Origin of the sequence: Acinetobacter radioresistens DSM 6976 = NBRC 102413 = CIP 103788, from assembly GCF_006757745.1 — a bacterium.
Lineage (GTDB): Bacteria > Pseudomonadota > Gammaproteobacteria > Pseudomonadales > Moraxellaceae > Acinetobacter > Acinetobacter radioresistens.
On sequence record NZ_AP019740.1, the window covers coordinates 56030 to 79546 of the forward strand.

The following is a 23517-nucleotide window of genomic DNA, read 5'->3' on the forward strand; positions in this document are numbered from 1 at the left end:
CTTAACTGAAAAAAACATGGAATACACTAGAAGAATTTCTTGGTTTGTATAGTTTGTATAAATTTGTGTACTTGTCAGAATAATGTAATTTAAAAATTTTATATATAAATATATTTATTTTTAAATTTTTTATATAAAACAAAAGATAACAGAAATAAACAAAATGACTTTTAATGAAGAAATTCTATTGAAATTTTTCTGTTATATTACTGTCCCTTAATGACTTGCTAAGTTTTTCTATTACAGAAATTGTTGATTTTAACATATAAGGATAAAGGCTGTTCTATGTTGCAACTCCCTGAATTAAAAATAGCAATTATAGGCCTAGGCTACGTGGGTTTACCTCTGGCGGTAGAGTTTGGTAAAAAAGTACCTGTTATCGGTTTTGATATCTACCAAAAACGAATTGATGAACTTAGAAGTGGTCAAGATCATACCCTAGAAGTTTCCCCAGAAGAACTCAAACAGGCAAATCAGCTCAGTTATTCAGCAAATTTAGAAGATTTAAAAAGCTGTAACTTTTTTATTGTGACTGTGCCTACCCCTATTGATGAATTTAAACAGCCAGACTTAACCCCGCTTGTTAAGGCTTCGACCAGTATTGGTCAAGTGCTTAAAAAAGGTGATGTGGTGGTCTATGAGTCCACAGTATATCCGGGAGCCACTGAAGAGACCTGTATTCCGGTTCTGGAACAGGTATCAGACCTGAAGTTCAATCAGGATTTCTTTGCCGGTTATAGTCCGGAACGAATTAACCCAGGTGATAAACTGCACCGAGTGACCAATATTCTGAAAATTACCTCAGGCTCTACCCCTGAAGTCGCTGAATTTATTGATCAGGTATATAACTTGGTAATTGAGGCAGGTACGCATAAAGCGACCAGCATTAAAGTAGCTGAAGCGGCCAAAGTTATTGAAAATACCCAGCGTGATGTCAATATTGCTTTGATCAATGAACTGGCAGTGATCTTTAATAAAATGGGCATTGATACTGAAGCGGTTTTGCAGGCTGCCGGTACCAAATGGAATTTCTTGCCATTCCGTCCAGGTCTGGTCGGAGGGCACTGTATTGGTGTCGATCCGTACTATTTAACTCATAAAGCACAGTCTATCGGTTATCACCCTGAAATTATTTTGGCAGGTCGCCGTTTAAATGATGGCATGGGGGCTTATGTGGTGACCCAATTGGTCAAAGCCATGATCAAGAAAAAAATTCAGGTCGAAGGTGCCAAGGTTCTGGTTTTAGGCTTAAGTTTTAAAGAAAACTGCCCGGATATTCGTAACACCAAAACTATTGATATTGTTAATGAACTGACAGAATACAATATTGCTGCCGATGTGTATGACCCATGGGTAGATGCAAGCGAAGCTCAACATGAATACGGGATTACTCCAGTCGCAAACCTGGAGCAGGATCAGTATGATGCAGTGATTCTGGCCGTTGCCCATGATCAGTTTAAAGCTATGGGTGCTGAAGCATTACGTGCCTTGGGCAAGTCCGCGCATATTTTATATGATCTAAAATATGTACTGGATCAATCTGAATCTGACCTTCGTCTGTAATTTATAGGGACCATAAAAATGAGCCAATATCAAACTGTATGCGAGCAATTACAACAAGCACCAAAAACCTGGTTAATTACCGGTGTGGCAGGCTTTATTGGCTCAAATTTACTGGAAACCCTGTTAAAGCTGAACCAAAATGTGGTGGGTCTGGACAATTTTGCCACAGGTCATCAGCATAATCTGGATGAAGTGCAAAGTCTGGTCAAACCTGAACAATGGGCAAACTTCAAGTTTTATGAAGGTGATATCCGTAATTTTGCAGACTGCCAGACAGCATGTGCAGGAGTGGACTATGTCTTGCACCAAGCCGCTTTAGGTTCTGTACCCCGTTCGATTGCTGACCCGATTACTACCAATGCAGCCAATATTACTGGCTTTTTAAATATGCTGACCGCTGCACGCGATGCAGAAGTAAAAAGTTTTACCTATGCCGCCAGCAGTTCAACTTATGGTGATCATCCGGCGCTACCTAAAGTCGAAGAAAATATCGGCAAGCCACTTTCACCATACGCAGTCACCAAATATGTAAATGAGCTGTATGCTGAAGTTTTTGCTCGAACTTATGGTTTTAAAACCATAGGGTTGCGTTACTTCAATGTCTTCGGTAAGCGCCAAGACCCGAATGGTGCTTATGCTGCAGTCATTCCAAGATGGACTGCAGCCATGATTGCCGGTGATGATGTGTTCATTAATGGTGATGGTGAAACCAGTCGTGATTTCTGTTTTATTGAAAACACGGTTCAAGCCAATATTCTGGCAGCAACTGCAAATGAAGAGGCTAAAAATCAGGTTTATAATGTAGCAGTAGGTGACCGTACCACGCTGAATGATTTGTTTAAGGCCATTAAAGCTGCGTTAAATGAAAATGGTGTGACTTATACGAAAGAGCCTTTATATCGTGATTTCCGTGCTGGAGATGTAAGACATTCTAAAGCTAGTGTGGAAAAAATTGAAAAATATTTAAGCTATATAGCTAAGTATAAATTCAAAAATGGAATTAAAAAAACAATACAGTATTATCTTAGTAAGTGATGTTTAAAAAATTCTTAAAACTAGCTTCAGGAACAGCAGCAGCGCAAGCTATTACATTCTTGTGCTTACCAATTATAACTAGATTATATTCTCCATATGATTTTGGAGTTTTTTCAAATTATAGCGCGGTAATAGGGATTATTATGCCTATTGCTGCACTTTGCTATCCTATAGCAATTATTTTAACTCAAGATAAAATCGAAGAAAATAAAGTTGCTTATTTAAGTATTTTAGTTTCAATAATAATATCAACTATTTCCCTTTTAGTTTTATTGCTATTAAAAAATGAGTTTTATTTTTTTGTTGGGAAAGAAGATTATTTTTTAATACTATTGACTCCCTTGGCATTAATAGGTTCTGTTTTATTTCAAGTTAAAAGACAAATTTTTTTAAAATATGAAAAATATAAAGATATATCAAAATCTTTATTTGTTGGGGCTATTGCGGTAAATTTTTTTAAAATATTTTTTGGTTATTATTATGCAAGTTATATCTGGTTAATTATCGCTTATGTATTTAACTATATTATTCAATATTTATATTTACTGATAATTTCTGGTATTCAATTTAAAAAAGATAAAGTTTTAGAGGTTGCAATAAAATTTAAAGATTTCGCTTATTATAGAACACCTCAGAATTTTATTTTTTTACTAAGTGAATCATTGCCAATCTTATTTATAGGTAAATATCTAGGTCCTGAATCTGCTGGTTTTTATTCTTTGGGGAGATTAACACTAGGAGCACCTTTAGCTTTAATAGGTCAGGTTTTTGTTGATGTTCTATTTACTCAATTGTCTAAGCTAGAAATTAATAGTATTAAAGAAGTTTTTTTAAAATCTTATAAATACATTATTCCTGTTGGTTTTCTAGTATTTATAATATTATATTTCTTGGCAGAAAGCATTTATTATTTTGTTTTTGGCCCTCAATGGGAGATGGCTGGAGCTGTTGCTTCTGTAATGAGTTTTTGGTTTTTATCCTTTATATTATTTAGGCCATTTGTAGCTTTAATTAATATTTTTAAATTGCAGAAATTTTACCTTTTTTACGAATTAATTGGTCTTTTTTTTAAAACCGTGGGTATATTTTTTTCAATTTATTTTGGTTATAATTTAACTGAAATTATTTTGGTCTATTCTTTAATAAGCTTTTTTATAAATATCATTTTTTCTATATTTTTATACGGCTGGATTTTTAAATGGAAAAATTAATTAAATTAGGAATTGTGCATTCTTATGATTCATTTTATCCGGAAACAAAGGCATATTTAAAATATATGACTAATATAAACTCAAATATTAAAATTGAAATATTTTCAAATATCAAGGATGCAGATGAAAAATCGGATATTGTTATATATTATGGAGGGTATTTGCCCTTTTATAAAAAAATAAAATCTAAGCTTATTATTGAATATCATTCATTGAGTACAGGATCATATCCTCGCATTAAGAATTTTATAAAAAGAAGATTTTCAGCAAAAGCTCAAGCTTATATCTTCTTAAATGAAAATGTTAAAACAGAGTTGGGTTTTTATGGAAATTCAAAAGCTTATTATTTTAGAAGTATGGGATATGATGATGATATATTTAATATAGCAAAAAATAATTTTAAAAAGTACGATTTTGTTTATATGGGAAGTGTACACAGATATGGAGTCATGGAAGTTATTAAAAATATTGCAAATAAAGGTTTTAGTATTTTAGTTATTGGGTGTAATCTTGAAACTTATACTGAATTAAAATCCATAAAAAATATTTTTCCACATAGAAAAATGGATCAAAAGGAGATGTTTGAATTAGCATCACAAGCAAAGTATGGTCTTAATTATACAATCGATCAATATCCTTTTAACATTCAAGATAGTACTAAATTAATAGAATATTGTGCTATGGGATTAAAGGTTGTTACAAATCGTTATAAGTGGGTTGATTTTTTTGAGAAAGACATTGGAGCTAATTTTTTAAATCTTGAAGCATTTTTTAGAGATAAAAATATTATTAAAGAATTTGATTTTTGTAATGGCAATATCCAAAAATATAAATGGTCTAATGTTATTAAAGAGTCGAATATAGCTTTATTAATTGAGGAGTTAAGTGCAAAAAAATGAAAATATTAATTTTTTGTTATCATATTAAGGATGCTGTAGGTGGTGCTGAAATACAATGTGATATAATCGCACGTGGTATGGTAGAAAAGGGTCATGAAGTTCTATATTTATCGCCTATGAAGGCAGAAGTACGTCAGGAAATTTATAAAAATTATAATTTGATACATATCGGAAAAGATTTTAATAGTATATATAATGAGATATATAATTATAATCCAGATGTTATATATTGGCGTGCTTATAAAGGGGACTTTTATAAACTATCTAAACTCTTGAGTAAAAAGTTTAATTTAGTTTATGCGGTTTCTGCTCTCCATGATGTTTCATATAAACCATATTGGAGTATATTTATTAACAATTTGACAATTAAAAGTTTGTTGAAGTTTGTAAAAAATGTATATGTAACTTTCTGGCAGAGAAAGGCGTTTGCACATTTTAAAACATTGACTTTTTTAAATTCTAATTATTTATCATATATCAATCATAAAAATAAAATTATTATTAGGAATTCTATGGATATTAATATCTCTTCATCTATTCCATGGAAAAGAAAATATGTAATCTGGGTTGCAAATATTAAGCCTACGAAAAGACCTGAGGAATTTTTTAAATTAGCTAAAAAATTTGAAGATCTTGACATCGACTTTTTAATGATAGGGAGATACAACTATGAGCATTCAGAATATTCATATTTAAAAGATGAAAACTCTTGGCCAAAAAATTTTTATTACTTAGGTGAAAAATCTTTAGATGAAGTAAACTTTTTCTTAGAAAAATCTTTATTTCATGTACATACTTGTGAGCCTGAAGGATTTGGTAATATATTCATTCAAGCATGGCTTTTACAAAAAGCTAGTCTATCTCTAAATTTTGATCCTGAGGGATTAATCGATAAACATAATTTAGGATATTTTTCAAATAGTGATATAAGTTTGTTTTATGAGCAATTTAAAAGTTTAATTGATAAACCTGATTTATTATATGAAAAATCAATTAACGCAAAAAAAATAGCGCATCAATTTTTTTCAAAGAAAAGAATGATTGATGAGATTAATAATTGCTTTTCAGAAATGAATAATAAATTTTAATATATAGTGAGTGATTTGAAAATATGTATTTAGGTTTTGATCCATTTGAAAGTTTTTATTGGTCTATGTTTTTGTTTATCATAGGTATAATTTTATCATTAAAAATTTCTAAAATTATTGGTATTAATTATAAATTAAGTAGTTCTTTATATTTTTGGCATATTTTACTCTGTTTTGTTTATTTTTTTTATGTTCTTAGTAATGGTGGCGACGCAATTAGCTATTTTAGATGGGCTGTTGATAATAATGTAAATCTCAATTTTGGAACTGCATTTGTTATTAATTTCACTGCTTTTTTCGTTAATTATTTAAAATTTTCATTCATTGACTTATTTGTTTTGTATAATTTTTTTGGTTATGTAGGGGTTCTTTTTTTTGCTGCTTCTATTATACAAGCTATTAAAGTTAAAAAATTACCTTATAGGCTTTTTGGTTTATTATTTATTTTTTTGCCTTCAGTGAGTTTTTGGACTAGTGCATTAGGAAAAGATTCTCTTGCATTTATGGCTACGGGGATGGCGCTATGGGGGGCACTAAACTATAAAAATAGAAAATGGTTAATAATTTTATCTATTTTTTTAATGTTATTAGTAAGACCTCATATTGCTTTTGTATTATTAATATCTTTTATATTATCTTTAATTTTGGATAAAAAAGTTTCTTTCTATACAAGGATTTTTATGGGTTCAATAGCATCTATTGTTTCTATAGTGATGCTTCCTGTAATTATAAATTATGTGGGGTTGGAGGAAGGTAGTGGGATAGATGATGTTAGTGATTATGTAGATAAAAGACAAAGTTATAATGCCGGAGGTGGTAGCAGTATAGATATTAGTTCGATGTCTTTACCAATGCAGATGCTTACATATCTATTTAGACCTTTACCTTTTGAAGCACATTCTATTTTTGCCTTATTAGCCTCCTTTGATAATATTATTTTAATTTTATTAGTACTAATGGGTTTTTACTTTATATTTAAAAAAAATAAACCTTCTATTGAATCAAATAGGTTGTTTTTATGGTTGTATTTCTATTTGTCATTAATTATTTTGGCATCAACTACTGCAAATCTGGGTATTGCAATGCGACAAAAATGGATGATTCTCCCCTTTTTAATATTTTTACTTTTAAGTGTTATTGGAAATAATGAATTGAAAATTGAGAAGATAAAATGACCTTTTTAATTATTTCTAGCTTTCTTCCTTCAGTCTTAAACTTCCGTGGAAAGTTACTCGAAGCGATCCATCAGCAAGGCTATGAAATCCATATTATTGCACCTGATCTACCTTCTTTTTCTGGCGAGTATCAAAAACTGTTAGATCTTGGTTATTACGTACATGAAGTTTCCATGCAACGTACAGGCACTAATCCGGTAGCAGACTTAAAAACCTTAGGAAGCATGTATACGCTTATAAAAAAAATCAAACCTGATCATGTTCTATCTTATACGATCAAGCCGGTGATATATGGAACACTCGCCGCATGGCTGGCACAGGTACCACATCGCTATGCTTTAATTACAGGTTTAGGTTATGCCTTTCAAAATGTAGAAACTCAGACTGAGCGAAGTATTTTCCAGAAACTGGTTCATGGTTTATACCAGCAGGCATTGTCGCGCAGTCATAAGGCATTTTTCCAAAATCCGGATGACCTGAAACTTTTTCAGGATTTAAAGCTTTTAAATACTCAAACAGCTACAGTAGTAGTGAACGGTTCGGGGGTCAATGTTGCTGATTTTAATGTATTACCTTTACCTGTAACGGCCGATCAAAAAATTAAAATATCCTTCTTGTTGATTGCACGTTTACTGGTAGATAAAGGTATCCGTGAATATGCCGAAGCAGCAAAAATCATCAAACATAAACATCCGCATGTAGAGTTTAATCTGGTAGGCTGGATCGATGAAAATCCAGCAGCGATTATCCAACAAGAATTAGATGAATGGATTGCTAAAAAAACAATAAATTATTGGGGTAAACTAAGCGATGTTCGCCCTGCAATTGCAGAAAGCTCGGTTTATGTGTTGCCATCCTATCGTGAAGGCACCCCTCGTACTGTCTTAGAAGCCATGGCAATGGGTCGGGCAATCATTACCACGGATGCACCTGGTTGTCGTGAAACTGTTACCGATGGCGATAACGGCTTTCTGGTTGAAGTAAAATCCGTGGAAAGTTTAGTAAAAGCAATGGAGAAACTCATTCTTCAGCCAGGGCTGATCGCTAAAATGGGAAGTCGCTCCCGAGAAATCGCACTTCATAAATACGATGTACATCAGGTAAACGCACATATGATGCAAGAAATGGGTTTAATCTAAATGTTAAAACGCTTACTCGATATTATCATCGCCTCCATTGCCCTGATCCTGCTTTCACCACTTTATGCCTTTGTGGCTTACAAAGTGAAAAAAAATCTGGGCTCTCCAGTCTTGTTTCGCCAGGTGCGTCCCGGTTTACATGGCAAGCCTTTTGAGATGATCAAGTTCCGCACCATGAAAGATGCTGTGGACGAGCAGGGTAATCCACTGCCGGACAGTGAGCGTCTAACGCCTTTTGGTCAAATGCTGCGTTCCAGCAGTCTGGATGAAATGCCGGAACTGTGGAATGTGATTAAAGGTGATATGAGCATTGTTGGCCCACGCCCGCTGTTGATGGAATACCTGCCACTTTACAGCCCTGAACAAGCCAAACGCCATGACGTGCGCCCGGGTATGACGGGTCATGCACAAGTGAATGGCCGCAATGCAATTGGCTGGGAAGAAAAGTTCAAGCTGGATACCTGGTATGTGGAAAATCAGTCCATTTGGCTCGACTTTAAAATCATGTTTAAAACCGTACATAAAGTTTTAGCAAAAGATGATATCAGTGCCGAAGGCGAAGCCACTATGACACGCTTTACTGGCTCACAAAACAAGGATGAAACATGATGACAGCTTTATATATTGGTATTTATGGTGCAAGTGGTTTTGGTAAAGAAGTTATGCCATTGGTTCGCCAGCAATTTCCAACCTTAGCCAAAGATAGCTTTGTTTTTATCGATGATGGCCAAGCCGGCAATAGTTTAAATGACTATGCTGTTTTAAGTTATCAGGATTTTCTTGCTAAACCGAATACACATAAGGCTGTAACGATTGCTATAGCAAACAGCCAAGTTCGTGAAAAACTGGTCCAGCGTTTAACTGAAGACCAGATTCAGCATTTAGATGTTCAGGCCAGTAATACCGTTATTCTAGATGAAGTGCATATTGGCGAAGGAAGCTTACTTTGTCCTTTCACTTGTCTGACATCCAATATTAAAATTGGAAAATTCTTTCATGCCAATATTTATAGCTATGTTGCTCATGACTGTATCATTGGCGATTACGTCACCTTTGCTCCCGGCGTGAAATGTAATGGCAATATCCATATTGAAGACCATGCCTATATTGGTACGGGTGCTGTGATCAAACAGGGCACACCAGATCAACCTTTAGTGATTGGCAAGGGGGCAGTGGTGGGCATGGGCGCAGTAGTAACTAAAAGTGTGCCACCAGGCGTGACAGTAGTTGGCAATCCGGCACGTATTTTAGAGAAAAAATAAGTTTTTAAGGTTTTGAAAATTAGGAATTATCATGTTAAACACTGCATTTGAACCATGGCCAAGCTTTACGCAAGAAGAAGCCGATGCTGTATCCCAAGTCTTGTTATCCAACAAAGTGAACTATTGGACTGGACAGGAATGCCGTGAATTTGAAAAAGAATTTGCTCAATTTGCTGGCACACAATATGCAGTAGCATTGGCGAATGGTACCGTGGCTTTGGATGTAGCCTTGAAAGCCTTGGAAATCGGTGCGGGTGATGATGTGATTGTGACTTCACGTACTTTCCTTGCATCTGCTAGCTCTATTGTAACTGCTGGGGCAAATCCGATTTTTGCCGATGTGGAAATGGACTCGCAAAATATCTCACGTCGTACGATTGAAGCAGTTTTAACGCCTAATACCAAAGCGATTATTTGTGTGCATCTCGCTGGCTGGATGTGTGATATGGATCCCATCATGCAATTGGCTGAAGAAAAAGGCCTGTATGTGATTGAGGATTGTGCCCAGGCACATGGTGCCATGTATAAAGGGAAATCTGCAGGTTCAATCGGTCATATTGGTGCCTGGTCATTCTGTCAGGATAAAATTATGACCACGGGTGGTGAAGGAGGAATGGTCACTACCAATGATGAAACCTTATGGAAAAAAATGTGGTCTTATAAAGATCATGGTAAAAACTTTGACAGTATATATAACAAACAGCATCCACCGGGATTCCGCTGGTTACATGACTCCTTTGGCACGAACTGGCGCATGATGGAAATGCAGGCTGTGATTGGACGGATTCAATTGAAAAAGATGTCCGAATGGACAGCACAGCGCAATGCAAATATGGAAAAAATTTATGCTGCCTTTACAGATAGCCCATACTTTATAGTTCATCGTCCATCAGATGATTATGTACATGCTGCCTATAAATGCTATATACAAGTCAATACTGATGCTTTACCAGAAGGCTGGTCACGTGACCGAATCATGACTGAAATTAATGCAGAAGGTGTACCATGCTTTAGTGGGTCTTGTTCAGAAGTTTACTTAGAGCATGCTTTTGATGATACGCCATGGCGTCCAAAAGAGCGTCTTCCACAAGCAAAGCAGTTGGGCGAGACCAGCTTAATGTTTTTAGTGCATCCGACTTTAAGCACTAAAAGTTTAGTTAAAACAGTTGAAGTAATTCAAAAAGTCATAAAAATGATGAATACCTGATTATTGTTGAAGCCAATATGAAATTAGCGCACATATTGGCTCTTTTTTGTTTTCATATTTCATATTTATTGTAGTACTCGGGTAAAAAATATTTATTTATCAAAAGCAAAGGCGTATAAAGATTTGCATTTGATGAAATAATTCATACTAGAAGATCATCGTGAAACAACTTATTTTTAAACTTGCATCAGCTCCCCGACTTATTAAACAGGGTTTTCTAGTCTTACTGGATCTAATTGTCTTTCCGGTACTCCTGTGGCTCTGTTATGCCATTCGCCAATTTGACCCGAGTGTTGAGGTTGTACCTGGCCTAGATCATGGCGCTTTCTTGGTAAGCATTATTGGAGTCATCTGTCTAGCGATTTGCGGTATTTACCGTTTTATTGTACGTACCTTCAATGAGTTTTTTATGGTCAAGCTGGCACTTGCCATGCTGTTAATGATTGGCACACTTTATGCCTTGGCCTATTTTTCTCCTGCTTTTATCCCAATGTCTATTCCTTTTATGTTCGGCTTTATGATGTTTGGCTGGGTATGGTTTAGCCGGGCAATCATCCGTTTTGTCATTAAAGGTGCTTTACAATCTGGTTTGGGACGTAAACGTATTGCGATTTATGGAGCTGGTTATGCTGGCCAGCAGATTGCCGCAGCATTGTTTCGTTCAGATGAACACTTACCTGTATTTTTTATAGATGATAAAGCAAACTTGCAGGGTCATATTGTTGGGGGCCTGTGTGTCTATTCTATTCAAAAGGCACTTGAGCTTCTTAAAAAACATCATATAGAAGAGATTTTAATTGCTATTCCTTCGGCTAGCCGGGTCCGTAAAAGCGAAATTATTAAACAGCTGGAACCGGCACGACTTAAAATTACCGAGCTTCCGGGCCTGACCAAACTGGTAGATGGTGATATTAAAATCGCCGATATCCGTGAAGTAGATATTATTGACCTGCTTGGCCGTGATCCTGTGCCGCCAATTGATCACCTTCTGGCTAAAAACATTCATAATAAGGTGGTTATGGTGACTGGGGCAGGTGGGTCAATCGGCTCGGAATTATGCCGCCAGATTATTAAAAACCAGCCTTTACGTCTGGTAATTTATGAATTAACCGAGTTTGCCCTGTACAGTATTGATAAAGAACTGCGTCTGGCGACCCAATGCGAGATTATTCCAATTCTAGGGACCGTACTCGACCAGCAGAAACTGGAACGGGTAATTGAGCAGTACGCAGTACAGACGGTTTACCATGCTGCAGCCTATAAACATGTACCATTGGTCGAATGTAACCCAATTGCCGGACTTAAAAATAATGCGATTGGTACGGCCAATAGTCTGAATGCTGCCATTAAAAAGGGTGTAGAAACCTTTGTATTGATCTCAACTGACAAGGCAGTCCGCCCGACGAATGTAATGGGGGCATCCAAGCGCATGGCAGAGCTATACTGTCAGGCGATGGCAGAAGAACAGACCCAGACCCAGATCAGTATCGTGCGCTTCGGTAATGTATTGGGCTCATCTGGTTCAGTAGTACCTCTGTTTAAACAGCAGATTGCTAAAGGTGGTCCGATTACTGTGACCCATCCTGAGGTTACCCGTTATTTTATGACTATTCCTGAGGCTTCACAGTTGGTAATTCAGGCCGGGGCACTCGGTACAGGTGGCGATGTATTTTTACTTGATATGGGGGAGCCGGTACGAATCCAGGATCTGGCACGGCAGATGGTATCTTTAAGTGGTTTAACAGTTCGTGAACAAGATACAACCGAAGGCGATATAGAGATTTGCTATAGTGGTCTGCGCCCAGGTGAGAAATTATATGAAGAATTGCTGATTGATCATGACAATACACAAATTACAGAACATAGCCGTATTTTAAGGTCATTTGAAAAACACTATACCTTTAACGAGCTGTTACCTGTATTTGAACGTATTCATAACATGACAGCTATTCAGACTGATATTGACTGGGCACTTGGCCAGCTTGAATATTATGTTGATGGTTATAAACGCAGTGGACTTGTTTCAGTAAACTAAACTTTGGAAATAATATGCAGATTAAAAAAGCGATTCTTCCGGTAGCGGGACTGGGAACCCGCTTTTTACCCGCCAGTAAGTCTATTCCTAAAGAAATGGTAACTGTTGTTGACCGCCCGGCGATTGAATATGTGGTACGTGAAGCAGTAGAGGCTGGAATTGAAGAAATTATTCTGGTAACCCATGCGTCTAAGGGAGCTATTGAAAATTACTTTGACCGTAATTTTGAGCTCGAAACCACGTTAGAACAAAAAAAGAAGTTTGACCTGTTAAAAGAAATTACTGAAATTATTCCTTCTCATATTAGTGTTATTAGTGTACGCCAGCCACAGCCACTCGGGCTGGGTCATGCTGTGCTCTGTGCCAAAGCAGTAGTAGGGAATGAACCTTTTGCTGTTCTGTTACCTGATGTTCTGGTGAAAAATGAGAAAGGTATAAATGATCTGGCACAAATGATGCAGCGTTATGAGACTGCACAGGCTGCCCAGATCATGGTAGAGGCCGTACCGGATGAGCTGGTGGATCAGTACGGTATTGTTGAGGTCTCTCTTCTACCTGAAGCAGGGCAAAGTATAGCCATGCAGGGGATTGTTGAAAAACCTGCAGTTGGTACAGCGCCCTCTAATCTATCGGTGATTGGCCGCTATATTTTACCGGCAGAGATTATGCAGCTGCTTGAGCAGACGCCCAAGGGGGCCGGTAATGAGATTCAGTTAACGGATGCGATTGCGCTTCTACAGCAGAAACAGGTGGTAGAAGCTTACCGGATGCAGGGACAGACTTTTGATTGTGGTAGCAAGTTGGGTTACCTCAAGGCAGTGTTACATTATGGGGTTAATCATCCGCAGCTGGGTACAGACTTTAAGGCATTAATTCAGGAACTCGATTTTTAAAGCAGGAGGCACTATGAAAATTGCGGTATTTGGCGCAACCTTACAAGCCGCGGTAATGAGTGCTTTATGGGCAGAGACAGGCCACCAGGTCTACTGGTGTCAGGGACTTGAAGAAACCTGTGCACCAGGTCTTACCCTGGATACCCAGCTACTTGAGCTTCTGAGCCGGCAAAAACACTTGGGGAATTTAAAAGAGACCAGTTTAAGCAGTTTAAAAGAAGATATTGATGTCTATTTTTTTGGCTTTAATCCCTCCTGTTTTCAGGAAGCCTTAGATATTGTCCAGCATTTAAGCCGTCAACCCATTATCCACCCGAAATTAATGATCAATGGTTCTACTTTTGGTTTGAAGGGTACAGCTTCACTACAGAAAATTCTGGCTAAAGATGCCTGGGTTTACTTGCCTGACATGATTCAGGAGGGCAAGTCGGCTGAGAGTTTTACTCACTCACGTGAAGTCGTAATTGGTATTGATGAAAAATATTATGATTTTGCCCAGACCCAGACCCGTGAGCTGCTGAGACCATTTTTTCCGTTGAGCCAGCAGTATCTGTTCATGCCCATACTAGATGCAGAATTTACCAAGCTGAGTATTTCTGGCATGCTCGCCACCCGCATCAGCTATATGAATGACTTGGCCCAAGTCGCAGAAAAATTGCATATTGATATTGAAAATGTACGTTTGGGCCTAGGTGCTGACAGCCGGATTGGTTCAAGCTATTTACAACCGGGAGTCGGATTTGGGGGCGATAATTTCTCCAGAGATATTCTGACCCTGTCAGAAACTATGTCGAGTAGTGGTACCAACAGTCGCCTTTTACAGCAGGTCTGGGAGATTAACGAGCAGCAGAAGGAAATACTTTTCCGTAAATTATGGAATTATTACTGCTGTGACTTGCAAGGTAAAACGGTTGCAATCTGGGGTGCGGCTTTTAAGGAAAATACCAGCAGTACCATTAATTCTCCAGTGCATACCATGCTGGAAGCCTTATGGGCGCAGCAGGTCACTGTAAAACTGCATGACCCGGCTGCTCTACCAGATCTGGAAAACTATTATGGTAAGCGTGAAGACCTGATTCTCTGCCGTAATCCTTATGAAGCAGTACAGGATGCTCACGCCCTATGTCTGATGACAGCGTGGAAAGCCTACTGGAGTCCAGACTATTCCCGTTTAAAACAGTTAATGGCACATCCTATGATTCTGGATGGCCGTAATATTTATGACCCAGCTTATGTCAGAGCCCAAGGTTTTGCCTATGAAGGAGTGGGGCGCATATGAATCAGAATATAAAACAGACATCAGAGTTTCCCAAAAATATGCCGGCCTATCAGAAGCTGGAACAGTTGGCTGAGGCACTCAAAGCCCAGCATTTAAATGATCTATTTAAGAATGAACCAGACCGCTTCAATGATTATTCTATTCATATTGAACAGTTGACCTTTGATTATAGCAAGCATCGGGTAAATCAGGATGTTATGGAACAGCTGGTAGCATTGGCTGAACAGCAGAAGTTACCGGAATGGATTCATGCATTATTTTCTGAGCAGGAAATTAATTACACCGAGCAGCGTGCAGCTATGCACTGGGCCTTGCGGTTGCCTGAAAATGAAGTAAAACATGCTGATCTGGCAGCACAGGTCCATGAACAGTTACAGCGTATGTATGGGCTGGTCGAGAAAATCCATGCTGGACAGTTCCGCGGCGCGACTGGTGAAGTAATACGGGATGTGGTAAACATTGGAGTAGGTGGATCAGATCTTGGTCCTCTGATGACCAGTTATGCATTAGGTGATTTCAAGGTTCAGAGCCGCAGATCTCTAGGGGTCTACTTTGTTTCCACAATTGATGGTAGTCAGCTATCAGATCTGCTGCATCAGTTACGTCCTGAAACCACCCTCTTTATTATTTCATCAAAATCTTTTAGTACCATCGATACCCTGTCAAATGCCCAGACTGCACGGCAATGGTTAGAAAAAGAACTCGGCCAGCATCCCCATATTTTAAAAAGTCATTTTATTGGAGTCTCTACCAAGCCTGAAAAAATGACAGAATGGGGAATCGTGCCTGAAAACCAGTTACTGTTATGGGAATGGGTCGGTGGACGCTATTCACTCTGGTCCTGTATTGGTCTACCGATTGCCCTAACCATTGGAGTTGAAGGCTTCAAACAATTTTTGGGCGGTGCTTACACAGTAGACCGGCATTTCCAGGAAGCTCCACTACATAAAAATATTCCCGTACTGATGGCTTTACTCGGGGTATGGAACAGTAATTTTCTGGAAATACAGACCCATGCCATTTTGCCTTATGATGGCCGCCTGAAATATTTTGCCTCTTATTTGCAGCAGCTGGAAATGGAGTCAAATGGCAAATCTGTACAGCGCAATAGCGAACGGGTAAATTATAATACCTGTCCTATCATCTGGGGTGAGGTAGGCCCAAATGCACAACATGCGTTTTACCAGTTGCTGCATCAGGGAACACAAGCGGTAAGCTGTGATTTTATTGCTCCAGTCAAGCGTTATAATGCTAACCAGTTTACCTATATCCAGAATGCTGAAGCTTTGGTAGAACAGCATCATCTCGCTCTGTCTAACTGTCTGGCGCAGTCGCGTTTGCTGGCATTTGGCAATGCAGCCCTGAATCAGGAAGAGTCCGCACAACTGCCGATCTATAAGCAGTATGAAGGTAATCAGCCAAGCAGTACCCTGCTGTTACAAGAACTTAATCCATTTAGTCTGGGAATGCTGATTGCACTCTATGAACATAAAGTTTTTGTACAGTCAGTTATCTGGAATATTAACCCATTCGATCAATGGGGAGTGGAAAAGGGTAAGCAGATTGCCAACGAACTGCTCCCCATACTGAATCGTCAGCAGGAAAATATTTCTCAGCTGGATGCTTCTACCCAAGGTTTAATTAAAGTGTTATTAGGTCAATATTATGGCTAAAGTTTTAGTCACAGGTGGAGCAGGCTATATTGGCTCGCATACCTGTATAGTGTTACTCCAAGCCGGACATGAAGTAATTGTGCTTGATAATTTAAGTAACAGTTCAGAAGAGGCTTTGCATCGGGTACAACAGCTCACACAAAAGTCACTGGTTTTTATTCAGGGTGACATACGAGACCATCAGGTGCTTGAGCAGATATTTGATGAATATAAAATTGATGCCGTTATTCATTTTGCTGGGCTGAAAGCAGTTGGGGAAAGCCAGCAGGTGCCGCTGGTGTATTTTGATAACAATATTGCAGGCAGTATAGCTCTGGTTCAGGCGATGCAGAAAGCTCAGGTATATCGGCTGGTATTTAGCTCGTCTGCTACAGTCTATGACGAAGCCAATATTTCTCCTTTAAAAGAAGAAATGCCAACAGGTATGCCAAGCAATAACTATGGCTACACCAAGCTAATGGTTGAGCAGATCTTAGAGAAACTTTCTATAGCGGATGAGCGGTGGTCTATTGCGTTATTAAGATATTTTAACCCGGTTGGGGCCCATCAAAGTGGTCAGATTGGTGAGGATCCACAAGGTATTCCAAACAATTTAATGCCGTATATTACCCAGGTAGCAGTGGGTCGCCGTGAAAAATTGTCGATCTATGGAAGTGATTATGACACGGTAGATGGAACGGGTATCCGTGATTATATACATGTGGTTGACTTGGCAAATGCCCATTTATGTGCCTTAAATAACCGTTTAAATTCACAGGGATGTCGTGCCTGGAATATCGGTACTGGTCAAGGATCTTCGGTATTACAGGTAAAAAATGCATTTGAAGCAGTGAATCAAGTCAAGATTCCATTTGAGTTTGTTCCTCGCCGTACAGGTGATGTTGCAATATCCTTTGCAGATAATTCGCGTGCAATGGCTGAATTGGGCTGGCAGCCACGATATACCTTGGAAGATATGTTAAAAGATAGCTGGAAATGGCAGCAGCAAAATCCGCAAGGTTATCATTCCTGAAAAGAAAAAACGGAGTCAATACTCCGTTTTTTATAATTTTTTATATTAACTTCCCTGAATAAGTGCGGTCAGTTCATCAATATAGTGCAGCATCGGTCGCGCAGTCCGTTCAGCCTGGATTTCAATATTCAGGCGTAGCAAAGGTTCAGTATTTGAAGCACGAACATTGAAACGCCATTCTCCAAAGTTCAGGCTGATCCCGTCAGTCTTATCAATTTGCGGTTGTTGTGATTGATAATGTGCCAAGATATTCTCAATTGTCTTTTGAGTATCTTCAACCTTAAAATTGATCTCACCACTACAAGGGAATTTTTCAATCATACGCTCAACCAGGCTCGATAGTGTTTGGCCGGTTTCTGACAGCAGGGCAATAATGAGTAACCATGGAATCATTCCACTATCACAGTAGGCAAAATCACGAAAATAATGGTGAGCACTCATTTCGCCGCCATACACAGCATTGTGTTCCCGCATAACATCTTTAATAAAAGCATGACCTGACTTGGACTGGACTGCAACACCATGGTACTGCTCGACAATATCTAGGGTATTCCATACCAGACGCGGATCATGCACAATTTTTTCACCCGACTGTTTAATCAAAAATGCCTGTGCCAGCAATCCGACAATATAATATCCTTCAATAAACTGCCCTTTTTCATCAAACAGGAAGCAGCGGTCAAAGTCGCCATCCCAAGCAATACCTAGGTCTGCCTGATGTTGCAGTACCGCTTGGCGGGTAACATCACGGTTTTCAACCAGAATCGGATTGGGAATACCATTCGGAAAATGCCCATTGGCCTCATGATGAATTTTAATAAACTCTACCGGTATATCTAAGGTCCGGAATTTAGTCTCAATAGCATCAATTACATGTCCGGCCGCACCATTTCCGGCATTAACGACCAGTTTAAGCAGGCGAATCTTGCCAGGTTCGATATAATTCATCAGGTGTTCAACAAACTCTGGCAGAATATTATAAGACTGGGTAGTTCCTGGTTTTTGTATCTGTGTAAAGTTTTCACTCTCAGCTAAAGCCTGAATATCTTTTAAACCCGTATCTGCACTGATGGGGCGTGCATTTTCACGGACCAGTTTCATACCGTTATAATCCATCGGATTATGACTGGCAGTAATCTCGATTCCACCTTGTACATTTAGATGAAAAGCCCCAAAGTAAACTTCTTCGGTTCCAGTCATACCCAGATCCAGTACATTAACGCCGGCATCATTTAAGCCGCGAATAGTGGCCTGTTTTAGAGACTCACTGCTAAGACGAATATCACACCCCACCACCACAGTCTGAGGCTGATAAATCTGTCCATAGGCACGGCCAATTTTATAAGCAATCTCTTCATTCAGCTCTGTTCCGAGCTTGCCACGGATGTCATAAGCTTTAAAGCAGGTAAGTACAGTCATGAGTGATGATCAATTTTTATAAAGATGGATCTTATTATAGACCTTCGAAAAGTTATTCTAAGTATCAATCACTTACGCTTACAAAAAATAAAGAACATAAAAGTAAATTAAACTTGAATATATAACCTGTCTTTAGCAGTTAAATAAAAAAAGCATTATATAAAAATTAAAGATCTTACTTATCCATAATTCGGATAGGTTAACCTGCTGCAGCTATATTCTTATTATCCGGTAAGTCTTTATATATTTATTATAGGGCCAGTGAACATTACTCATTTTACCAGTAGCACGGCTTCCTTGGCTAAAATGTTCTTATGACTGGTATGATTCTATACCCACAAATATATGACTTTATTAACAATACGATTTTAAGGATAGCTTATTTTTAAACTTATAAATTTTGCTTTAGCTTTTTGATTTTAACTCAAAAACAATATATTCGATTAGCATTAAAAAAGCCCCAAGTTCAACTTGAGGCTTTTTAGAATCTGGAGCGGGAAACGAGACTCGAACTCGCGACCCCAACCTTGGCAAGAGTCACCGACATAAAATACACTAAATTACATAATTGGTATGTTAATAAACTCTATATATAACAGTTATATAGAGTTTTAATTTTGTGTGACGTAATTTAAGGTAGGGTAAGGTACTTTGATTTTTGGTCACTAATTTATTGTGATAATCAACAATAATAACCAACATTCATATGCTTAATCTAAGAGTGTTTTACTGACTGGTATAATTTTATGATGAGAGGGGTGTTGCCTGAGGCTACGGTTTCTGTTTGGCCTTTTGGCGTAAGACGTACAAATATAAGCTTTCTACTTTTTCACGTGTCCATGGTGTGGTACGCAAGAATCGTAATGATGATTTAACACTTGGGTCTATGCAAAAACTGAACCGTACCGGGTTTGTCGGAGACTTTTTTATTTAAGTTAGGCCACCTGACCTAACGGGTTAATCTTATAATCGTACATTGCTTCAAGCTCAAAAGACGATACATAACTCAGCGCATCAAGCACCATATCTGTATTCTTACGTGTTGATACTTTCCAGCCAACAATTGCACATGAAAAAACATCAATAATAAATGTGGTTTAGACCCAATCTGAATGAGTTTTAATATACGTGAAGTCAGCGACCTGAGATACCGTCTTGGTAGTCAATCAGGTTTTGAGATTATTCGGCTAATAAATAATCTCTTTGATAGGCAGTCTGATGTTTTAAAACGCTATAACACAGATCTCTGTACACGACAAATTTCATAGGATCCTTGTCCTATCAGGCTTTTTCTTTCTTAAAATTGCTAGCACTTTCTTAAATTCTTCTTTTTTCCAAAACCAATCAAACGTAGAATAGCCATTTGAACATAGTCCAAACCGTAGCGAAATAAACTTACTGAAAGTCGTCCATGCTTCTTTATTTTTATCGCTTTTTTCCGATCATGTTGCCATTCACCTGTTAAATAGCACCAACAGAAACTGATAGCTAGCACTGCTATCAATTTCTTGACTCGTCTAGGGTCTGTTAAACGAGTATTTTCAAGATTGAATCCACGTCCTTTGAGACAACTAAATAACGTTTCGATTTCCCAGCGTAATGCATAATCACGAATAGCAGAAGCATTAAACATAGGAGAAACAACAAGTAAAAGCTCTCCATCTTCTAATCGTAGCGCACTAATATACAGTTTCACTCGACCAACCCAAATACGTCGTTTACGACATTCAGTTTGACCAACTTGAAGATGACGAAATAAATCACTAATTTTATGATTCTTGGCTAAGTGATTGGTCACAATAAAGTTTTTTTAACACGTATACAGAAGTTAATGTCATTTTCAATTAACCATGTAAACCATTTCTCACCGATAAATTCTCTGTCTGCAAACACATTCACAATACGATCTTTACCAAAAATGGAGATAAAGCGTTGAATCAAAGCAATACGCTCTTTTGTATCTGAATTTCCACGTTTATTGAGCAATGTCCAAACAATAGGTATCGCTATTCCACGATAGACGATGGCTAACATCAAGATATTAATATCTCGTTTTCCCCATTTCCAATTAGATCTATCCAAAGTTAATTGGACTTTATCGAATGAAAATATATTGAAAATTAACTGAGAAATTTGACGATAATCGAAATACTGATCTGCAAAGAAGCGTTGTGGTATACGTCGATAAAATGATTGTGGTAAGCACTTGATGGGTAAGGCTTTAGATGCAGAAGAAAGATTACATGTCTGTTTTACAATTAATGCAAGCATAATCAGTGTAAAACATTTTGCATGTGACTTGTTCCACTTTAGATATTTGTTTAAGATGAGATGTAACTCATTGAAATGTGTCATCATATTCGTCGTCAGAAAACAAGTATTATGCCATTATTTCAATGAGTTATCTTTTTTTGTCGTGTACAAAGATATTTTTTAATGATAAATAAAAAGCCTATTTTTAAAGAAATTTAGCATACGGCATAGTGAAAACAACAATAGAGCAATTACTCAACAATAAACATTAACATCAATTATTTAGATCATATTCAATTTTAATAAAAAGACAAATGTGTATTAAAAATAGCCATCATACGTCTATTTTTGATTACAAAATATAATGAGGGGATTGCTTCCCATTTCATACATTTTTCATATATAAAAAGACATACTATTTTTAAGGTTTTTCTAAACCAATTTTTTTACTTCATAATTTTTAACATCATAATTAAAGGTGAACCATGCAAAATAAGAAGCGCACCCCATTAGACGCGCAACAGTCCCATCTTTGGATTATTGGTGGTGGTATCGCAGGTATGGCTGCTGCTGCATTTGCAATCCGTGATGCCAAAGTCCCTGCCAAAAATATCCATATTTTAGAAGAACTCGATATTTCAGGTGGTTCGATGGATGGTGGACATACACCGCATGCCGCGCAAGCTTGGGTAACACGTGGTGGGCGAATGCTGACCGATGAAACTTATTTGTGCCTATGGGACTTATTTTCCAGTATTCCATCTTTGGAAAATCCAGACATTTCGGTGCGTGAAGAATGTCGTGAGTTTAATGAAAAAGTGAAAACCCACGCCAATGCACGGTTGATTGATGCCGAACATGTCATTGCGGATGCAGCAAAGCTTGGTCTGAATACGCTACATCGTGCACAGATGCTGCGCCTATTAGCTTCAAAAGAAGAAAAAATTGGCAGTCGCCGCATTGATGAGTTTTTTGATGAAACCTTTTTTGAAACCAATTTCTGGCGCATGTGGCGCACGACTTTCGCTTTTCAAAAATGGCACAGTGCAGCAGAGTTAAGACGCTATTTCTTGCGTTTTATTCAAGAATTGCCACGCATTCATACCTTAGCGGGTGTGAAACGTACCAAGTACAACCAATATGACTCGATGATTCTGCCCCTACAGCGTTGGTTAGTCGCACAAGGCGTCGATGTGCGTTTTGGACACTATGTCACAGATGCAGACTTCATTACCAATGCTGAAACTCAAGAACGCTACGCTTCACGCCTATATGTACAATTGCCTGAAGGCTCAGAGCAAATTAATCTGAAAGCCAATGATTTAGCTATTTTCACTTTAGGCTCTATTACCGCAGACTCACGTTATGGCGGTAATCATGACGTGCCTGCCCTTATTCGTCATCGAGAAGATCATGGCTGGACGCTTTGGGAAACGCTGGCACAAAAAGCCCCAGACTTTGGCCGTCCAATGACTTTTTATGGCAATGTCGATGAACATAAGTGGGAGTCTTTCACTCTGACCATGAAAGATGACGTGCTACTTAAACGTATTATTGACTATACAGGCAATGAACCAGGCACAGGCGCACTCATGACTTGGTATGAGTCGGGTTGGCATTTATCCATCGTGGTTCCTGCACAGCCACACTTTGCCGACTTACCTGAAGGTTTATATACCTTATGGGGCTACGGTTTCCAAATTGACCATATAGGCGATTACATCAAAAAACCAATGTCCGAAGCCACGGGGCAAGAAATCCTAACAGAACTGATTAAACAGCTCGGTTTTGACGACATTTTAGATCATGTTTTGGCAACGACTGATGTTACTACCGCCATGATGCCATACGCCTCTGCCCTATTCGCCTGCCGTAAACCGGGGGATCGTCCACAGGTAATTCCACAAGGCTCACAAAACTTTGCTTTCCTTGGACAGTTTGTGGAAATTGAAGATGACGTGGTCTTTACTGTGGAATATTCAGTTCGTGGGGCGATGCTTGCCATTTATGAATTTTTTGGGGTGGAACGTGAAATCCCTGAAATTTACAACGGTCTACTTGATCCCAAAGTGGGTTTAAAAGCTTTAGAAACAGTGTTCCACTAAGTTTTTAATATATAGCGATAAGAGCACCTTTATGTCGCCACTATTACATAGTTTAATTTAAGCAACGTTTGAATACACGAGTGTGGCAGGGATGCCACACGTTATCCATCATAATAGGGATGTTATGTATGGGTAACAAAGGCTTTTGCTTTCTTTTGGCTTATCAAAAGTAAGGGTATTGCCTACACAAACACCTTTTATACTTTATTGAAAGTTGAGGCCGTGTACGCACCTAATTTTAAATTGGATAAAAAGAAAAATTAGGAGGG

Annotated in this window: 17 protein-coding genes and 3 pseudogenes; 16 read left to right on the top strand and 4 right to left on the bottom strand. The window is 38.1% G+C overall.

All coding sequences use genetic code 11. The features are described 5' to 3' along the window. Positions 1-285: 285 nt before the first annotated feature. From tviB to galE, 15 genes are all read left to right on the top strand, one after another. The gene (tviB, locus tag ACRAD_RS00265; RefSeq protein ID WP_005023755.1) at positions 286-1563 is read left to right on the top strand and encodes a Vi polysaccharide biosynthesis UDP-N-acetylglucosamine C-6 dehydrogenase TviB; all 1278 of its coding nucleotides are present in this window, start codon (positions 286-288) and stop codon (positions 1561-1563) included. Positions 1564-1581: 18 nt separating this feature from the next. Continuing rightward, positions 1582-2598, top strand: coding sequence for an NAD-dependent epimerase/dehydratase family protein (locus ACRAD_RS00270; RefSeq protein ID WP_005023753.1), 1017 nt, complete (start codon positions 1582-1584; stop codon positions 2596-2598). Then, positions 2598-3809, top strand: a complete 1212-nt coding sequence (locus tag ACRAD_RS00275; RefSeq protein ID WP_005023751.1) for an oligosaccharide flippase family protein — start codon at positions 2598-2600, stop codon at positions 3807-3809. The genes ACRAD_RS00270 and ACRAD_RS00275 overlap by 1 nt, the downstream gene beginning before the upstream one ends. Beyond that, complete coding sequence (locus ACRAD_RS00280) at positions 3797-4708, top strand: glycosyltransferase family protein (protein ID WP_005023740.1); 912 nt, start codon at positions 3797-3799, stop codon at positions 4706-4708. The genes ACRAD_RS00275 and ACRAD_RS00280 overlap by 13 nt, the downstream gene beginning before the upstream one ends. Continuing rightward, complete coding sequence (locus tag ACRAD_RS00285) at positions 4705-5796, top strand: glycosyltransferase (RefSeq protein ID WP_005023739.1); 1092 nt, start codon at positions 4705-4707, stop codon at positions 5794-5796. The genes ACRAD_RS00280 and ACRAD_RS00285 overlap by 4 nt, the downstream gene beginning before the upstream one ends. Positions 5797-5819: 23 nt before the next feature. After that, complete coding sequence (locus ACRAD_RS00290) at positions 5820-6971, top strand: glycosyltransferase family protein (RefSeq protein WP_005023738.1); 1152 nt, start codon at positions 5820-5822, stop codon at positions 6969-6971. Next, complete coding sequence (locus tag ACRAD_RS00295; protein ID WP_005023737.1) at positions 6968-8110, top strand: glycosyltransferase family 4 protein; 1143 nt, start codon at positions 6968-6970, stop codon at positions 8108-8110. The genes ACRAD_RS00290 and ACRAD_RS00295 overlap by 4 nt, the downstream gene beginning before the upstream one ends. Continuing rightward, a complete protein-coding gene (locus ACRAD_RS00300; protein WP_005023734.1) occupies positions 8111-8719 on the top strand; it encodes a sugar transferase in 609 nt (202 codons plus the stop codon). It begins immediately after the preceding gene. Continuing rightward, positions 8719-9372, top strand: a complete 654-nt coding sequence (locus ACRAD_RS00305; protein ID WP_026055497.1) for an acetyltransferase — start codon at positions 8719-8721, stop codon at positions 9370-9372. The genes ACRAD_RS00300 and ACRAD_RS00305 overlap by 1 nt, the downstream gene beginning before the upstream one ends. A gap of 31 nt (positions 9373-9403) precedes the next feature. Next, positions 9404-10579 carry a DegT/DnrJ/EryC1/StrS family aminotransferase gene (locus tag ACRAD_RS00310; protein WP_005023731.1) on the top strand — a complete coding sequence of 392 codons (1176 nt, stop codon included), beginning with the start codon at positions 9404-9406 and terminating at the stop codon, positions 10577-10579. A gap of 160 nt (positions 10580-10739) precedes the next feature. Next, the gene (locus tag ACRAD_RS00315) at positions 10740-12614 is read left to right on the top strand and encodes a polysaccharide biosynthesis protein (RefSeq protein WP_005023730.1); all 1875 of its coding nucleotides are present in this window, start codon (positions 10740-10742) and stop codon (positions 12612-12614) included. Positions 12615-12628: 14 nt separating this feature from the next. Then, a complete protein-coding gene (gene galU / locus ACRAD_RS00320; protein ID WP_005023729.1) occupies positions 12629-13507 on the top strand; it encodes a UTP--glucose-1-phosphate uridylyltransferase GalU in 879 nt (292 codons plus the stop codon). Between the two features lie 13 nt (positions 13508-13520). After that, on the top strand, positions 13521-14786 hold the full coding sequence (locus ACRAD_RS00325) for a UDP binding domain-containing protein (protein ID WP_005017373.1): 1266 nt from the start codon (positions 13521-13523) through the stop codon (positions 14784-14786). Beyond that, positions 14783-16459, top strand: coding sequence for a glucose-6-phosphate isomerase (pgi, locus tag ACRAD_RS00330; protein WP_005023728.1), 1677 nt, complete (start codon positions 14783-14785; stop codon positions 16457-16459). Before ACRAD_RS00325 ends, pgi begins: the two co-directional genes overlap by 4 nt. Further along, complete coding sequence (galE, locus tag ACRAD_RS00335; RefSeq protein WP_005017368.1) at positions 16452-17471, top strand: UDP-glucose 4-epimerase GalE; 1020 nt, start codon at positions 16452-16454, stop codon at positions 17469-17471. Before pgi ends, galE begins: the two co-directional genes overlap by 8 nt. A 45-nt stretch (positions 17472-17516) precedes the next feature. Here galE and ACRAD_RS00340 read toward each other — a convergent pair whose 3' ends face one another. From ACRAD_RS00340 to ACRAD_RS00355, 4 genes and pseudogenes are all read right to left on the bottom strand, one after another. Continuing rightward, positions 17517-18890: a phosphohexomutase domain-containing protein gene (locus ACRAD_RS00340; protein ID WP_005017365.1), complete on the bottom strand. Its 1374-nt coding sequence runs from the start codon at positions 18888-18890 to the stop codon at positions 17517-17519. Positions 18891-19661: 771 nt separating this feature from the next. Continuing rightward, a pseudogene (locus ACRAD_RS00345) lies at positions 19662-19784 on the bottom strand (VF530 family DNA-binding protein); the annotation flags it as partial. A 113-nt stretch (positions 19785-19897) separates the two neighbouring features. After that, positions 19898-20032 (bottom strand): annotated as a pseudogene (locus ACRAD_RS00350) (IS3 family transposase); the annotation flags it as partial. Positions 20033-20152: 120 nt separating this feature from the next. Beyond that, a pseudogene (locus ACRAD_RS00355) lies at positions 20153-21245 on the bottom strand (IS4 family transposase). 383 nt (positions 21246-21628) lie between these two features. Between ACRAD_RS00355 and ACRAD_RS00360 the strand changes: the two are divergent. Next, the gene (locus ACRAD_RS00360; RefSeq protein WP_004883953.1) at positions 21629-23248 is read left to right on the top strand and encodes an oleate hydratase; all 1620 of its coding nucleotides are present in this window, start codon (positions 21629-21631) and stop codon (positions 23246-23248) included. Positions 23249-23517 lie beyond the last annotated feature (269 nt).

What these genes read in the sequence shown, in the direction of transcription:
- ACRAD_RS00285 (WP_005023739.1), top strand. Translation starts at nt 4,705, where the DNA reads ATGAAAATATTAATTTTTTGTTATCATATTAAGGATGCTGTAGGTGGT.
- ACRAD_RS00275 (WP_005023751.1), top strand. Translation starts at nt 2,598, where the DNA reads ATGTTTAAAAAATTCTTAAAACTAGCTTCAGGAACAGCAGCAGCGCAA.
- ACRAD_RS00310 (WP_005023731.1), top strand. Translation starts at nt 9,404, where the DNA reads ATGTTAAACACTGCATTTGAACCATGGCCAAGCTTTACGCAAGAAGAA.
- galU (WP_005023729.1), top strand. Translation starts at nt 12,629, where the DNA reads ATGCAGATTAAAAAAGCGATTCTTCCGGTAGCGGGACTGGGAACCCGC.
- ACRAD_RS00270 (WP_005023753.1), top strand. Translation starts at nt 1,582, where the DNA reads ATGAGCCAATATCAAACTGTATGCGAGCAATTACAACAAGCACCAAAA.
- ACRAD_RS00340 (WP_005017365.1), bottom strand. Translation starts at nt 18,890, where the DNA reads ATGACTGTACTTACCTGCTTTAAAGCTTATGACATCCGTGGCAAGCTC.
- ACRAD_RS00325 (WP_005017373.1), top strand. Translation starts at nt 13,521, where the DNA reads ATGAAAATTGCGGTATTTGGCGCAACCTTACAAGCCGCGGTAATGAGT.
- ACRAD_RS00280 (WP_005023740.1), top strand. Translation starts at nt 3,797, where the DNA reads ATGGAAAAATTAATTAAATTAGGAATTGTGCATTCTTATGATTCATTT.
- tviB (WP_005023755.1), top strand. Translation starts at nt 286, where the DNA reads ATGTTGCAACTCCCTGAATTAAAAATAGCAATTATAGGCCTAGGCTAC.
- ACRAD_RS00290 (WP_005023738.1), top strand. Translation starts at nt 5,820, where the DNA reads ATGTATTTAGGTTTTGATCCATTTGAAAGTTTTTATTGGTCTATGTTT.
- pgi (WP_005023728.1), top strand. Translation starts at nt 14,783, where the DNA reads ATGAATCAGAATATAAAACAGACATCAGAGTTTCCCAAAAATATGCCG.
- ACRAD_RS00305 (WP_026055497.1), top strand. Translation starts at nt 8,719, where the DNA reads ATGACAGCTTTATATATTGGTATTTATGGTGCAAGTGGTTTTGGTAAA.
- ACRAD_RS00295 (WP_005023737.1), top strand. Translation starts at nt 6,968, where the DNA reads ATGACCTTTTTAATTATTTCTAGCTTTCTTCCTTCAGTCTTAAACTTC.
- galE (WP_005017368.1), top strand. Translation starts at nt 16,452, where the DNA reads ATGGCTAAAGTTTTAGTCACAGGTGGAGCAGGCTATATTGGCTCGCAT.
- ACRAD_RS00360 (WP_004883953.1), top strand. Translation starts at nt 21,629, where the DNA reads ATGCAAAATAAGAAGCGCACCCCATTAGACGCGCAACAGTCCCATCTT.
- ACRAD_RS00300 (WP_005023734.1), top strand. Translation starts at nt 8,111, where the DNA reads ATGTTAAAACGCTTACTCGATATTATCATCGCCTCCATTGCCCTGATC.